The sequence below is a fragment of the Dactylosporangium sp. NPDC050688 genome (assembly GCF_040654515.1).
Taxonomy (GTDB): Bacteria; Actinomycetota; Actinomycetes; order Mycobacteriales; family Micromonosporaceae; genus Dactylosporangium.
The window spans coordinates 232,673-247,443 of the sequence record NZ_JBFAIC010000004.1 but is presented as its reverse complement, the minus strand read 5'-3'; the positions used below and the strand labels follow the sequence as shown (position 1 = coordinate 247,443).

12 protein-coding genes are annotated in these 14,771 nt (G+C 73.0%); 8 read left to right on the top strand and 4 right to left on the bottom strand.

All coding sequences use genetic code 11. The features are described 5' to 3' along the window. Positions 1-40: 40 nt before the first annotated feature. Positions 41-1,258, top strand: a complete 1,218-nt coding sequence (gene fabF / locus AB0H83_RS06695) for a beta-ketoacyl-ACP synthase II (RefSeq protein WP_360087963.1) — start codon at positions 41-43, stop codon at positions 1,256-1,258. Positions 1,259-1,335: 77 nt separating this feature from the next. On the opposite strand, the gene AB0H83_RS06690 is transcribed toward fabF, so the two are convergent. Beyond that, the gene (locus AB0H83_RS06690; RefSeq protein WP_360087960.1) at positions 1,336-3,051 is read right to left on the bottom strand and encodes a glycoside hydrolase family 3 N-terminal domain-containing protein; all 1,716 of its coding nucleotides are present in this window, start codon (positions 3,049-3,051) and stop codon (positions 1,336-1,338) included. 27 nt (positions 3,052-3,078) lie between these two features. After that, a complete protein-coding gene (locus AB0H83_RS06685) occupies positions 3,079-3,570 on the bottom strand; it encodes a DUF3145 domain-containing protein (RefSeq protein ID WP_360087957.1) in 492 nt (163 codons plus the stop codon). A 262-nt stretch (positions 3,571-3,832) separates the two neighbouring features. On the opposite strand from AB0H83_RS06685, the gene AB0H83_RS06680 reads away from it, so the two are divergent. Further along, positions 3,833-4,165 carry a hypothetical protein gene (locus AB0H83_RS06680; RefSeq protein WP_360087954.1) on the top strand — a complete coding sequence of 111 codons (333 nt, stop codon included), beginning with the start codon at positions 3,833-3,835 and terminating at the stop codon, positions 4,163-4,165. 160 nt (positions 4,166-4,325) lie between these two features. Further along, the gene (locus AB0H83_RS06675; RefSeq protein WP_360087951.1) at positions 4,326-5,384 is read left to right on the top strand and encodes an alpha/beta hydrolase; all 1,059 of its coding nucleotides are present in this window, start codon (positions 4,326-4,328) and stop codon (positions 5,382-5,384) included. 43 nt (positions 5,385-5,427) lie between these two features. Here AB0H83_RS06675 and AB0H83_RS06670 read toward each other — a convergent pair whose 3' ends face one another. Beyond that, a complete protein-coding gene (locus tag AB0H83_RS06670; RefSeq protein ID WP_360088098.1) occupies positions 5,428-6,426 on the bottom strand; it encodes a saccharopine dehydrogenase NADP-binding domain-containing protein in 999 nt (332 codons plus the stop codon). An 82-nt stretch (positions 6,427-6,508) separates the two neighbouring features. On the opposite strand from AB0H83_RS06670, the gene AB0H83_RS06665 reads away from it, so the two are divergent. From AB0H83_RS06665 to galK, 5 genes are all read left to right on the top strand, one after another. After that, positions 6,509-7,138, top strand: coding sequence for a DedA family protein (locus AB0H83_RS06665; RefSeq protein ID WP_360087948.1), 630 nt, complete (start codon positions 6,509-6,511; stop codon positions 7,136-7,138). 113 nt (positions 7,139-7,251) lie between these two features. After that, entirely contained in the window at positions 7,252-9,414 is a 2,163-nt protein-coding gene (locus AB0H83_RS06660) for an ATP-dependent DNA helicase (protein ID WP_360087945.1), read from the top strand. Between the two features lie 241 nt (positions 9,415-9,655). Beyond that, a complete protein-coding gene (locus AB0H83_RS06655; protein WP_360087942.1) occupies positions 9,656-10,435 on the top strand; it encodes a DeoR/GlpR family DNA-binding transcription regulator in 780 nt (259 codons plus the stop codon). 20 nt (positions 10,436-10,455) lie between these two features. Beyond that, entirely contained in the window at positions 10,456-11,529 is a 1,074-nt protein-coding gene (gene galT / locus AB0H83_RS06650; protein ID WP_360087939.1) for a galactose-1-phosphate uridylyltransferase, read from the top strand. Then, on the top strand, positions 11,526-12,665 hold the full coding sequence (gene galK, locus AB0H83_RS06645; RefSeq protein ID WP_360087936.1) for a galactokinase: 1,140 nt from the start codon (positions 11,526-11,528) through the stop codon (positions 12,663-12,665). Before galT ends, galK begins: the two co-directional genes overlap by 4 nt. Here the strand turns inward: galK and AB0H83_RS06640 are convergent. After that, entirely contained in the window at positions 12,655-14,760 is a 2,106-nt protein-coding gene (locus AB0H83_RS06640; RefSeq protein WP_360087933.1) for an NPCBM/NEW2 domain-containing protein, read from the bottom strand. The two genes, galK and AB0H83_RS06640, sit on opposite strands and share 11 nt — an antisense overlap. Between the last annotated feature and the right edge of the window lie 11 nt (positions 14,761-14,771).

Here is a 14,771-nt window from a genome sequence, read left to right as displayed (position 1 = left end):
GAGACCGCGCCATGTGGGTCAGCCAGAGAGGTGTTGTGCTGTGAGTGTTGAGGTCGTCGTCACCGGTCTCGGGGCCACCACGCCCCTGGGCGGGGATGTCGCGTCCACGTGGGATGCCATGCTCGCCGGGAAGTCGGGTGTGTCGCCGCTGACCCAGGACTGGGCCGCGCAGCTGACCGTGCGGATCGCCGCGCAGCTGGCCGTCGAGCCCAGCACCGTGATCGACCGGGTGCAGGCCCGCCGCCTGGACCGCTCGGAGATGACCGCGATCATCGCCGCCCGCGAGGCGTGGGCCGACGCCGGCTCGCCCGAGGTCGACAAGCTGCGGCTCGCCGTCAGCGTCGGCACCGGCATCGGCGGGGCCCAGACGCTGCTCAACCAGGACGACATCCTGGAGGCCAGCGGCCCGCGCAAGGTGTCGCCGCACACCGTGCCGATGCTGATGCCCAACGGCCCGGCCGCCTGGGTCGGTCTCGAGCTCGGCGCGCAGGCCGGAGTGCACTGCGTCGCCAGCGCCTGCGCCACCGGCGCCGAGGCCATCGCGCACGCCCTGGACCTGATCCGGCTCGGCCGCGCCGACGTCGTGGTCGCCGGCGGCACCGAGGCCGTGATCCACCCGCTGCCGATCGCCGGGTTCGCCTCGATGCGCGCCATGTCGATCCGCAACGACGAGCCCGAGCGCGCCTCGCGCCCCTGGGACAAGGGCCGCGACGGCTTCGTGCTCGGCGAGGGCGCCGGCGTCATCGTCCTCGAACGCGCCGACCACGCCCGCGCCCGCGGAGCCCGCATCTACGCCCGGCTCGCCGGGGCCGGGCTCACCTCCGACGGGTACGACATCGTCCAGCCGCACCCCGAGGGCGACGGCGCGGTGCGCGCCATCGACTTCGCGCTGCGCGACGCCGGTGTCGCCAAGTCCGACGTGGTACACGTCAACGCGCACGCCACCTCGACCCCGGTCGGCGACCTGGCCGAGATCAAGGCGCTGCACCGGGCGCTCGGCGACCACCCGCTGATCACCTCCACCAAGTCGATGACCGGGCACCTGCTCGGCGCGGCCGGCGCGGTGGAGTCGATCGCGACGATCCTCGCGATCTACCACGGGATTGTCCCGCCGACGATCAACCTCGACGAGCCCGACGACGGGCTGGACCTCGACGTCGCCGCGCACAAGGCCCGTCACCTGGACATCCCCGCCGCGCTGAACAACTCCTTCGGCTTCGGCGGGCACAACGCCGCGCTGGTGTTCGCCCGCGCCTGAGGTTCCGCAGGGTCACACGCAGAAGGGGGCGCCGGCTGGTCCGGCGCCCCCTTTCGGCTGCTGTCGCCGCCGTGGTCTCAGCCGCAGGCGGTCGCCGGCAGCCCCTGCACCGGCACCGGCGAGCGGCCCGGGGCCTTCGCCTTGCCGACCAGCACGTCCGCGAGGGCCGACATCGAGGCCTGCGACGAGGAGTACGTCGCCAGCAGGGTGCCCTTCGCGGAGCGCAGCACGTACGGCGTGTCGAGGGCGACCGTCACCGCCGCCGACGCGGACAGGTCGGAGGCGCCCTTGCCGTAGCCGATGAGCCGGACCTCGGCGCCGCCCTGTTTGACCACGGTGGCACCGGCGGCGGTCAACGCGGCCTCGAGGTGGCCGCGGGCGGTCTCGCTGCCGGCGGTGGTGACCCGGACCGGTCCGGTGACCAGCGCCCCGGAGCAGGGGCCGCGCAGAACGGTGACGGCGGCCGCCGCGCTGGCCCTGGCCGCGGCCTTGCCGGCGTCGCCGTTGACGACCGAGGCGTCTGGGCGGGGCACGGCGGCGAGCCGGAACTTCAGCGTCAGGATCCGGGTCGCGGCCTCGATGAGGCGCTGCTTGGGCAGCCGGCCGGAGCGCACCGCGTCGAGGAGCCCCTTGTGCGCCTCGGTCAGCTTCGGCGGCATCAGCAGGATGTCGTTGCCGGCGAGGACGGCGCGGACGGCGGCCTCGCCGGGCCCCCACTGCTCGGCGGGCGCCATGTTGAGCGCGTCGGTGACCACGACGCCGGTGTATCCGAGCTTCGTGCGCAGCAGGTCGATGAGGACCTTGCTGGAGAACGACGCGGGCACCCCCGGGTCGACCGACTTCACGTCGAGGTGGCCGGACATGACGAGGCCCACACCGGCCTGGGCGGCGGCGACGAACGGCGGCAGGTCGCCGCTCTGCAGGCTGGACAGGCTCTGGCTGAGCACCGGCAGGCTGCTGTGGCTGTCGACGGTGGTGTGGCCGTGGCCCGGGAAGTGCTTCACGGTCGCCGCGACCCCGGCGGACTGCAGGCCGCGGACCGCGGCGGCGACCTGCTCCGCGACGAGCTTCGGGTCGCTGCCGAAGGCACGGGAGCCGATCACCCCGCCGGGCTGGGCGCCGAGGACGTCGGCGTCGGGGGCGAAGTCGAGGTTGACGCCGATGGCGGCGAGCTCGGTGCCGGCCGCCTTCCACGCGGCCTCGGTCAGGGCCGGGTCGTTGCCGGCGCCGAGGGCGAGGGCGCTGGGCAGCTGCACCATGCCGTCGCGGATGCGGGTGACCTGCCCGTACTCCTGGTCGGTGCCGATGAGCAGCGGAATCCTGGCGGGCAGGCCGAGCGCCGCCGACTGCAGCCCGCCGGTGAGCTTCGTGACCTGGGCGGGCGACTCGACGTTGGTGGTCTTGTTGGTGCCGGCGGTCGGGTCGTCGGCGCTGCTGGACACCAGGATGATGCCGCCGAGCCGGTACTTGCGGACGATCTCCGCCGGGGTCGGGGCGCCGGCATACGCCTTGTTCGCCGACACGGAGCCGGAGCTGACCTTGTCGGCGTCGTTGCCGTACGCATACGGCATCAGCAGCTGCCCGACGAGCTCCTCGTCGGACAGCCGAGCGACCAGCTCCGCGGCCTGCTTCGCCGGGTCGCCGGTGGGCCGCACGGCGGAGTCCTGGGCGGTCACGGACGGCGACGGTGCGGCGGACCCTCCGCCACCGCACCCGCCGAGCAGCACGGCGGCGACCGCCAGCGGCACCAGCAGGCGCGACCGGGGTCCTGACAGGGTTGCGAGGCGCGGCACCGTGCCACTCAACCACGCACGTGCAAGTTACCCAACTCGGGTGAGCAGGGTCATGGGTACGCCGTCGGCGGCGTGCCGGTAGGGCTCCAGCTCGGCGTCCCACGGGCCACCGAGGGCTTTCTCCATCGCGTGGGCGAGCGTCTCGTACCCCCGCGACGTGGCGATCAGGTGGCGCAGTCGGTCTTCGGACAGCACGATGTCGCCGTTGGCGCTCGTCGAGCCGTGGAAGAGCCCGCGGCCGGGCACGTGCATGAACCGCTCGCCGTCGACCCCGGGGCTCGGCTCCTCGGTGACCTCGAAGCGGATCATGGGCCACTGCCGCAGGGCGGCCGCCAGCTCCCCTCCGGTCCCGGTCGCTCCGGTCCATGAGCATTGGGCCCGGCGAGCCGACGGCTCGACAGGCTGCGGCGTCCACTCGAGCCGGACCGGCGCGCCGAGGACGCGGGCGATCGCCCACTCGACGTGCGATGACACGGCGAGCGGTGACGAGTGGACATATATGACGCCACGCGTGGGCACGGATGACCTCCCGGAGACCGAGGTGCGTCTTCCCCTACGACCTCGAAACCCGGCGGGTCCTGCTTCAGCCCTGTGGCTATGTGCTTGTGGGACTCATGATGACGATGTTGCGCTCGGTGCGCCAGCGAATCGGCAACTCGGGTCCTACGAAATGTCCAACGGGTGGAGCCCCCACCAGGTAACTCGTTTTTTTGGCCGGACCTGACGGGTGTTACAGTTTTGCTGTCTTCAGCAGTTTCAGCCTCGACAAGGAGTTCCCGCCGTGGCGAGCAACACCTCAAAGACCGCGCGGGCCTCAGTCCGCGCAGGCCAGGCCGGCGCATCCGGCGCCCTGAGCGTGCTGGGTGAGTTCAAATACCTCATCCCGCTCAACGGCGGCAAGCACGTCTACGTGCGCAACCTGACCAACGGCAAGACCAACCGCCTCGCCACGTCCTCCGACGCGTTCGTCGAGGAGATCCGGGTCCTCGCCGGCGCCGGCCACGCAGCGAAGCTGCGGGTCGAGCTGCAGGCCCTCAACGCCGCGCACCCCGGCCACGGCTGGGACGCGACGGAGCAGCGCCTCGTCGACGCGGGCGTGTTCGAAGCCGCCTGACGCGCTTCACTTCCACAGCCGTCGCCCGGGACACCCCGGGCGGCGGCTGTGTGCTGTCCCGGGCCCGGTCACCGCTGAAATCCTCCTGCGGATCACCGGGGTAATTTGACGTACTTCCGGGTAACAATGGGCCATGGGTACCGTCGTCTCCCCCTCTGCCGTGAGGCTCCCGGACGGCGCCCGCCTGTACAGCGTGCTGTACCCGCCCGCCACCGGCGGTGACAGCGCGGCGCGGACCCCGGTGACCGTGGTCTTCCTGCACGGCTGGACGCTCGACAACCGCCTCTGGCGACAGCAGATCGCTGACCTCCCCGCCCGTCTCGGCGCCCCCGTGCGGATGCTCGCCTTCGACCTGCGTGGTCACGGCCGCTCCTCCGCCACGTCCGGCACCGACGCCACCCTCGAACAGCTCGGCGACGACCTGGCCGAGGTCCTGACCGCCCACGTGCCCACCGGACCGGTCGTGCTCGTCGGGCATTCCCTCGGCGGCATGGCGATCATGGAGTACGCACAACGCCACGCCGCCGCCTTCGCCACCCGCGTCGCCGGTGTGGTCCTCGTCTCGACGTCGGCGGAGGGCTCGTCGCGCACCAGCTACGGCCTGAGTCCGCGGCTCGCCCGGGTCATGCGCATCCTGGAGGTCCAGGGTGCCGGCCTGCTCGCCCGCTCCGGCGCATGGCGCCCGCACCGCAGGCTGATGCCGCTGCTGGCGCCCGGCGTGCGCTGGCTCGTGTTCGGCCACCGCGTCGACACGTCCTGGATCACCCTGACCACGTCCATGGTCGCCAACGCCCCGCTGTGCGCGATCGGCGGTTTCCGCCCCTCCGTCGACCTGCACCACCGTGTCGAGACCCTGGCCGCGATGCGCGGCCTGCCGGTCGCCGTGCTCGTCGGCACCCTGGACCGCCTGACCCCGCCCGCCTGCGCCGCGACGATCGCCGGCGAACTGCCCGACGCCGAGCTGATCACCTGCGAGGACGCCGGTCACATGCTGCCCATCGAACGCCCCGACGTCGTCACCGGCGCCATCGTCGGCGTGATCCGCCGCGCGGCGGCGACGACCCGGATGGCCCGCCAGCCCGCGGGTGCGGCGGCGGCCGCCGCGGTCAGGGCCGGCGCGGCAGCCGCCGGTGAGCTCGGCGTGGCAGCCGCCGGCGAGGCCGCCGCGGCAGCCACCGGTGACGCCGGCGACGGCGCGGAGGCCATCGCCGCGGCGTGACCGCGGACCAGGCAGCGGATCAGGCAGCGGATCAGGCAGCGGATCAGTGCGGCTGGACGACCGTGACGCCGTCGAGGGTTTCGACGAAGGACGGGCCGAGCCCCGTCGCGGGGGTGTGCGTGCCGGGTGCGATGCCGCCGGCCAGGACGCGCTGCACGGCGCGCAGTGACGCGTCTGCGGTCAGGGCGTAGGCGTTCGGTCCGGTCAGTGTCGCGGTACGGGTGGCGCCGGCGGCGTCGGTCACCTGGCCCCACACCTCGCAGCCGGTGCCGGCGCGGCGGGCGGTGGAGGGGCCGCCCGAGGGGATGAGGGCCTGGGCGGCCGCGCGCAGCGGGCGCAGGCGCAGCAGCCGCACCAGCGGCGATCCGGCGTTGCGGGGCAGCCGCATGTACACGGTGATGTCCGGGATACCGGTGGAGTGGTACGCGGTCACGAGATCCCCCCAGCGGGTCGCGCCGACCTCCAGTGGGCCCGACGGGAACGGCACGGTGCGGGAGGGGGTGCCGAAGGGCGTGGCGACAAGCTCGCCGCCGACGCGGCGGCGGCCGCCGGACGCGGCCTCGGCGAGGCTGGTCCTGGCGGTGCCACGGCTGAGGCCGCCGGGCGCGTCGAAGGCGAGCTCGAGGGTCACCGCGCCGGGCAGGGCGGCGGCGAGCATGGCGGCGAGGCAGTCGGTCGGCACGACGTCGAACCCGGCGCCGGTCAGCAGGACCACGCCGGCGCTCACGGCGCGTGACGACTGGGCGAACATCCAGTCGAAGACGTCGAGTTCGCCGGTGATGTCGAGGTAGTGCACGCCGGCTGTGAGGCATGCCTCGACCAGAGGGCGTGCGGTGGCGGCGAACGGCCCGGCACAGTTGACGACGGCGGTGACGCCGGTCAGGTCGGGCGCCGACAGCGGGAACGTCCGGTGCGGCAGGCCCAGTTCGCCGGCGAGGCCGGCCACGGCGGAGGAGCGGCCGGCGAGCACGGGACGTTCGCCGCGGGACGCCGCAAGCCGGGCAAGAAGTGACCCACTGTAACCGTTCGCGCCATACACCATCCACGTCACGGTGGTCACCGTATGAGAGGGTGGAGGCGAAATCCACCGCGGGGAGGCGACTTTGCATCACATCGAGACGTGGATGGCCACCCTCTCGCCGATCTGGGTGTATCTGCTGGTCGGCGGCGTGATCGGGATCGAGAGCATGGGCATCCCCGTGCCGGGCGAGATCACGCTGGTCACCGCGTCGCTGCTGTCGGTGACGACGAAGATCGACCCGTGGCTGGTGGCCACGTCCGCGTCCGTGGGCGCGATCGTCGGCGACTCGATCGGCTACCTGATCGGCCGGCGCGGCGGCCGGCACCTGCTGGAGCGGGTCGGGCGGCGGTTCCCGAAGCACTTCGGGCCGGCGCACCTGGCCAAGGCGGAGCGGGCATTCCAGCGGTGGGGCGTGTGGGCGGTGTTCTTCGGCCGGTTCATCGCGCTGCTGCGCATCCTCGCCGGCCCGCTGGCCGGGGCGCTGCGGGTGCCGTATGGCAAGTTCCTCGTCGCGAATGCCCTGGGCGGTCTGACCTGGGCGTTCGGCACCGTGTTCGCGATCTACTCGGTGGGGCGGGTGGCGGAGAAGTGGCTGAAGGACTTCTCGTGGATCGCCCTGGCGATCGCGGTCGTCGCCGGCCTGGCCACGACCGTCTACCTGCGCCGCAAGGCCGCCGCGGAGGCCCGGACCGTGCCGGAGGACGTCGAGCAGGCGCCGGCGCCCACCCCGTAAGCCCGCCGGGCGGTCCCCGGCAGCACACCGCGAGCAGCCGAGCAGACGCCGGCGATCACGCCGTGCAGTAGGCTCGTAGGGTTGTTTTTTAACCCGGTGCTAGGGGTGGGGCGTTGAACGACGCGGTTCGCGAGTCGGAGATCGCCGCCGAGCAGGCATACCTCGACCGGGTCTACGCCCGTCTCGACCAGCTGCGGATCACCGCCGCCGAGGTGGAGCGCGAGGGTTACAGCCTGGCCCGGGTCGGCAACTTCGGTGCGCTGGTCGAGCGCGACGCGATGGTCTATCACGCCGCGAAGCGGCGGCGGGCCCTGGAGAGCGAGCACGACGGCCTGGTGTTCGGCCGGCTCGACCTGGGCCCCGACGGGCGGTCCGGCGACGGCAAGGACGCCGCGTCCGCGGATCCGGTCGTGCCCGGCGGTGAGGTTCGTTACATCGGCCGGCTCGGGCTGCGCGACGAGTCGTACGAGTCGCTCGTCGTGGACTGGCGGGCGCCCGCGGCGGCGCCGTTCTACCGGGCGACCCCGGCCGACCGGATGGGGGTCGTGCGCCGGCGCAGCATCCGCAGCAGCGGCGAGAAGGTCGTCAGCATCGAGGACGACCTGCTCGACCCGGAGGCCGCGCCGAGCGACATGGCGGTCATCGGCGACGGGGCGCTGCTGGCGAACCTGTCCCGCGCCACCGGCACCGGCATGAAGGACATCGTCGCGACGATCCAGCGGGAGCAGGACGACGCGATCCGCTCCCCCAGTCTCGGCGTGACGATCGTGCGCGGCGGGCCGGGCACCGGCAAGACGGCGGTGGCCCTGCACCGTGCGGCGTACCTGCTGTATGCGGACCGTAACCGGTACGAGTCCGGCGGCGTCCTCGTCGTCGGCCCGTCGGACGTGTTCGTCGGCTACGTGTCGCGGGTGCTGCCGTCGCTGGGCGAGGACACCGCGTCGCTGCGGTCGCTGGGGCAACTGCTGGAGGGCGTGCAGGCGACCCGGCACGAGCCGCCGGAGGTCGCGGCGGTCAAGGGGTCGCTGCGCATGCAGCGGGTGCTGGGCCGGGCGGCGCGCGGCCCGGTGCCGGACTCGCCGGACCGGCTGCGCGTGCTGTACCGGGGTGAGCTGCTGGTGCTGGAGCGCCCGGCGCTGGACGAGCTGCGCCGCACCGTGCTCAACCTGGGGGTGCGCCGCAACGCGGCCCGGGCGAAGGCGGCCGGGCACGTGCTGGACGCGCTGTGGCGGCAGAGCGTGGAGCTGCTGCCGTCGGGGCGGCAGCAGAAGCGGGAGGAGTTCGCGCCGGACATCGCCGAGCGGCCGGAGTTCGTGGCGTTCATGCGGGCCTGGTGGCCGGTGCTGCGCCCGGCGCAGGTGCTCGGCTGGCTCACCGACCGTCACCGGCTGTCGCGGTGGGCGAACGGGGTGCTGAGCAACCGGGAGATCGCGGTGCTCGCCGGGTCGATCGACCCCGAGGACCCGTCGGTCGAGGACGTCGCGCTGCTGGACGAGCTGCACGAGCTGCTCGGCGACCCGCCGGTGCGCAAGCGGGTGGCCCGGGACCCGTTCCACGTCGCGGAGGGGGTGCGGGAGGTCACCACGTACGCGGACCGGATGGCGGCGGCCAGGGCGCAGGCCGTGGAGCGCCCGACGGACTACCGCGACTACGCGCACATCATCGTCGACGAGTCGCAGGACGTGTCGCCGATGCAGTGGCGGATGATCGGCCGGCGCGGGCCGAACGCGACGTGGACGATCGTCGGCGACCCGGCGCAGGCGGCGTGGGCCGACGCGGCGGAGGCGGAGCGTGCGATGGACGGCGCGATCGGCGGCCGGCGGCGTTCGGCGTTCACGCTGACCACCAACTACCGCAACTCGGCGGAGATCTTCGAGGTCGCGGCACGGGTGATCCGCGCGGCACAGCCGGACATCGAGCTGCCGGCGGCGGTGCGGTCGTCCAACCAGACGCCCGTACTGACGACGGTGGACGCGCCGGAGCTGGAGGCGGCGACGCGGGCGGCGGCGCAGACGCTGCTGGAGCAGGTCGAGGGCACGGTCGGGGTGATCACGCCGACGGCCCGCCGCGACGAGGTCGCGAAGTGGGTCGACGGGCTGGACGAGCGGCTGCAGACGGTGGGTGCGCTGGACTCGAAGGGCATGGAGTACGACGGGGTGCTGGTGGTCGAGCCGGCGCAGATCCGCGACGAGGCCAGGACCGGGTTCCGGACCTTGTACGTGGCCTTGTCCCGGGCCACGCAACGTTTGACCACGGTCGGAACCGCGCCGTTCTGAACACAGTTCGCACAGTTTACTGTTCGAGTTTGTTGACTTCTGGTCGGCTAGGTTCGAAGCTGTAGCGCATGCGCGCGCACCCAGCCGCCCTTCGTGGTGGTGTCCACCCGGCCGTGAACTTCGGCCGGGTCACCGGGGTGCGCACCGTCCCTGGCGACGTAACGTCTGCGTTGGAATCTGCGATGGGATTTGCCATCCGCGCAGCCGCGCCGGCCGCTGCGCTCGCGAAGGGAACCGCGTGATGCTCGCACAGCAACGGCAAACGGCCATTCTTGATCTGGTGCGTCGTCATGGGGGCGTGCGGGTCAGCCAGCTCGTGCGCCAGTTCGGCGTCTCCGACATGACGATCCGCCGTGACCTGGAGGCGCTCGCCGACCGCGGGCTGGTCGACAAGGTCCACGGCGGCGCCACCATCGCCGACCCGGGGTCCACCGAGGAGCCCGGGTTCGACGCCAAGTCGGTGCGCCAGCGCAACGAGAAGGCCGCCATCGTCGAGCGGGCAGCGAAGCTCATCGAACCGCACACGGCGGTCGCGCTGTCCGCCGGCACCACGACGGCGGCGCTCGCCGCGCACCTCGTCGACGTCCCGGGACTGACCGTCGTCACCAACTCGATCCCGGTCGCCGACACCCTGTACCACGCCGGCCGGCCCGACCAGACGGTCGTGCTCACCGGCGGCATCCGCACCCCGTCCGACGCCCTCGCCGGCCCGGTCGCGGAGGCGGCGATCGGCTCGCTCAACGTCGACGTGCTGTTCCTCGGCGTGCACGGCATGAGCCCGCGCACCGGTTTCACCACGCCGAACCTCATGGAGGCCGGCACCAACCGCCTGATGGTCTCCGCCGCCCGCAGGCTGGTCGTGCTGGCCGATCACACCAAATGGGAGATGGTCGGCATCGCCACCATCACCCCGCTCGACGAGGCGGACATTCTCATCACCGACGTCGGACTGCCCGCGGAGGCACGGGTGCAGCTCGCTGAGCGCGTCGGTGAACTCATCGTGGTCGATCCGAGCGGTTAGCCACCCCACCTGGAGAACGAGTGAAGCGCACGGTCACCCACCTCGCCGACGGTCGGGAACTCATCTACTTCGACGAACGTGACGACGCGTCCCGGGACGCGGTCGACCAGCGGGAGCTTCCGCCCCCGCCCGCGGCGTCAGAGATGCGTCACGACCCCATCCTCGATGAGTGGGTGGCCATCGCCGCGCACCGGCAGTCCAGGACCTATCACCCGCCGTCCGACGAGTGCCCGCTGTGCCCGTCGACGCCGCAGTGGCAGAGCGAGATCCCGGCCTCCGCGTACGACGTGGTGGTGTTCGAGAACCGGTTCCCGTCGTTCAGCCACCGGGTCGGGCCCGAGCAGGGCGACGTCCTGCCGGGGCTGGTGCCGACCCGGCCGGGCGCCGGCCGCTGCGAGGTGGTCTGCTTCACCTCCGACCACAACGCGTCGTTCGCGTCGCTGTCGCCGGCGCGGGTGCGCACCGTGCTGGAGGCGTGGGCGGACCGCACCGCCGACCTGTCCACCCGCGACGACGTCGAGCAGGTCTTCTGTTTCGAGAACCGCGGGACCGAGATCGGGGTGACCCTGTCGCACCCGCATGGGCAGATCTACGCGTACCCGTTCATCACGCCGCGCACCCGCCGGATGCTCGCGTCGGCCCGCGGGCACGGTGACGGCAACCTGTTCGCCGGTGTCCTGGCCGCCGAGCGCGCCGACGGATCCCGGGTCGTCGCGCAGAACGCGCACTGGACGGCGTTCGTGCCCGCCGTGGCACGCTGGCCCTTCGAGATCCACCTGTACCCGCACCGCCAGGTCCCGGACATCCCCGCGCTGGGCGCCGAGGAGCGCACCGCGTTCGCCCCCATCTACCTGGAGGTGCTGCGCCGCCTGGACGGCATGTTCGGGCTGCAGATGCCCTACATCGCCGCCTGGCACCAGGCGCCGGTCCGGGTCGACCGGGACCTGGCGTACCTGCACCTGCAGGTGTTCAGCACCCGCCGCGCGCCGGGCAAGCTCAAGTACCTCGCCGGCTCCGAGTCCGGCATGGGTGTGTTCGTCAACGACGTGCGGCCGGAGCAGGCCGCCGCGATGCTGCGGGAGGTCCAGCTGTGAAGTTCGCCGCGCAGCGCCTGAGGGACGGCACGGACGGCGCCGGCACGCTGTGGGTGAGCCCGGGCCGGGTCAACCTGATCGGCGAGCACACCGACTACAACGACGGGTTCGTGCTGCCGTTCGCGTTGCCGCACGCGACCGCGGTCAGCGGGGTCCGGCTGGAGCGGCGGCACTGGGTCGTCACGTCGGAGCAGACGGGTGAGACGGTCACCTTCGACCTGAGCGAGAAGGTCGGGGGCTGGGCCGCGTACGTGGCCGCGGTCGTGTGGGTGCTGCGGGAGGCCGGCGTCGACGTGCCCGGCGCCCGGCTGGAGATCGCCTCCGACGTGCCGTTCGGCGCGGGGCTGTCGTCGTCGGCTGCCCTGGAGTGCGCGGCGATGGCGGTCCTCGCCGACCTCGCCGGGGTCGACGGCACCGGCCTGCCGATGCGGGACCGGCCACGGCTGGCGCAGCGCGCCGAGAACGAGTACGTGGGCGCCCCGACCGGCATCATGGACCAGGCCGCGTCGACCCTGTGCCAGGAGGGCCACGCGCTGTTCCTGGACTGCCGTTCCCTGGCCACCGAGCAGGTGCCGTTCGACCTGGCCGCGGCCGGGTTGAAGATCCTGGTCGTGGACAGCAGGGCGCCGCACGCGCACGTCGACGGCGAGTACGCGGCCCGCCGCCGGGCGTGCGAGGAGGCCACCGCCGTGCTGGGCGTGGCGGCGCTGCGCGACATCGACACCGACGCGCTGCCCGACGCCCTGGCCAAGCTCGACGACGACACCACCCGCCGCCGGGTGCGGCACGTGGTGACGGAGAACCAGCGGGTGCTGGACACCGTCGCGATGCTGCGCGCCGGTGACCTGCGCGCGGCGGGGCCGCTGATGACCGCGTCGCACGCGTCGATGCGCGACGACTACGAGATCACGGTGCCGCAGGTCGACACGGCGGTGCAGGCCGCGCTGGAGCACGGCGCGCACGGTGCCCGGATGACCGGCGGCGGGTTCGGCGGCTGCGTCCTGGCGCTGGTCGACGAGGAGCGCTGCGACGCGGTGGAGGCCGGCGTGCGGGAGGCGTTCGCCGTGGCCGGCTTCACGCCTCCCGACACCTTCGTGGTCACCCCCGGACCGGGGACGCACCGGTTCAGCAGATGAGGCGCGCGTCGGCCCAGTCGGCGTGGTCGTAGTCGATGGAGCCGGCGCCGCCGGTGACGAGCCGCAGGTCGGTGCGGCCGGCCACGGCGACATCCACGATGACGGGCGCGGCGGCGGTCACGGTCGGACTGGTCCACAGCGTGACGCCGTCGGCGACGACGCTGAACACGACGCCGGTCGAGGACGTGCCGACCTCGGCGTCGAGGCCGGCGACGGCGGTGAACCGGCTGCACGCCCCGCCGAGGGGCACGGTGAGGTCGCCGCCGGCGTGGACGCCGACGCCCTTGGGGTAGCTGACCCCGCCGACGGTGATGAGGCTGCCGTCGCCGGTGGCCTGCTCGCCGTTGGAGGTGTCGCGTTCCGCGGGTCCCCAGCCGTTGACGGCGGTGCCCCAGGTGCGGTCGCTGACGGCCGTACCGGCGCCGCTGCCGCCGCAGACGAGGGTGGGGGCACCCCAGTCGGCGTGGTCGTAGTTGACGCCGTCACGGGCGTCGGTGACCCGCAGCTCGAGGGTCAGGTAGCCGCCGGTGGACATGGTCAGCCTGGTCGGTGCCTGCCCACCGGTCTTCACGGCGGTGTAGCCGAGGAGCCGGCCGTCGCCGTACACCGCGAACCGCACGGAGCCGTTGGCGCCGGCCTCGCCGTCGACGCCGACCTGGACGGTGAACGTGCGGCAGGCCCGGCCGAGCCAGACGTGCACGGCCGCGTCGGCGTGCGTGCCGATGCCCTTGGCGAACGCGGTCCCGCCGATGTTCAGGGCCGCGCCGTCGCCGGCAGCCTGCTCACCGTTGGCGCGGTCGCGTTCCACGGGTCCCCAGCCGCCGCTGGAGGCGAGCCACGGCAGGTCGCTCACGTGCAGCGTCCCGGCGGCGGCCGGTGGGGCGGCGAGGGTGCCCGCACGGGTCACCCGGAACATCGCGACGCCGTGCGGCGCGACGGTCGCCGAGACGGTCCCCGCCGTGGTGCCGGTGGCCGCGGTCCAGAGGTTGCGGGTGGTGTACGAGCTGGAGCCGCCGAGCCCGAGCGCCGCGGCGGTCGTGGAGACGGTCGTGGCCGATCCGCCGCGGTTGAACAGCACGGTCGCCACGGAGCCGTCGCTCATCGGCTTGGCCCACACCTCGGTGTCGCCGTTGTCGGCGACGCGGCGGCCCTGCGATCCGCCCCAGTCCTGGTTGACGGCGATGACTTCGGCATTGCGCAGCACGTCGAGGGTGGCGGTGGAGACGCTGCGCAGGTCGTTGCCGAGCAGCAGCGGCGCGGACAGCAGCGCCCACAGCGAGAAGTGCGCGACATTCTCGTCCTGGGTGAGCGGGCCGTTGCCGACCTCGAGCATGTCGGGGTCGTTGGAGTAGCCCTTGCGGGCGAAGGTCTCCAGCCCCGCCTGCTGGTCCAGCAGCGAGGTGATGCTGCCCCAGCTGGCGTTGATGTCGTCGGTGGTGCGCCACAGGCTGCCGCCGACGTCCGGGCCGAACACCCACGGCGCGTCGTTGCCCCAGTTGCAGATGCTGTAGACGATGTGCCGCCCGGTGGCCTTGAGCGCGTCGCCCATCGCCTTGTACCGCGCGACGGCGGGGCGGCCCTGGTTGTTGCAGTTGTCGTACTTGAGCAGGTCGACGCCCCATGACGCCCAGGTCTGCGCGTCGGCGGTCTCGTGGTCGAGGCTGGCCGGCAGGCCCTGGCAGGTGGCGGTGCCGGCCGAGGAGTAGATGCCGAGCTTGAGCCCGCGGGCATGCACATAGTCGGCGAGGGCGGCGATCCCGCCGGGGAAGCGGACCGGGTCGGGGCGCAGCCGGCCCTGCGCGTCGCGGGTGGATGCCATCCAGCAGTCGTCGATGTTGACGTACGTGTAGCCGGAGGCACGCAGCCCGGTGCTCACCATGGCGTCGGCGGTCGCCTTGATGAGGTTCTCGTCGATGTTGCAGCCGAACCGGTTCCAGCTGTTCCAGCCCATGACGGGGGCGGTGACCGGGCCGGGTCGCGGGGTGGCGGTGGCGGCCGCCGGTGTGGTCCCAACCGAAGTGATGAACGTAGATGCCAACAGCGCCGTGGCGGCGGCGGTGAGGACGCGCCTCAACGCCCGGGGATTTCGGGCCATCCCAGCTCCCA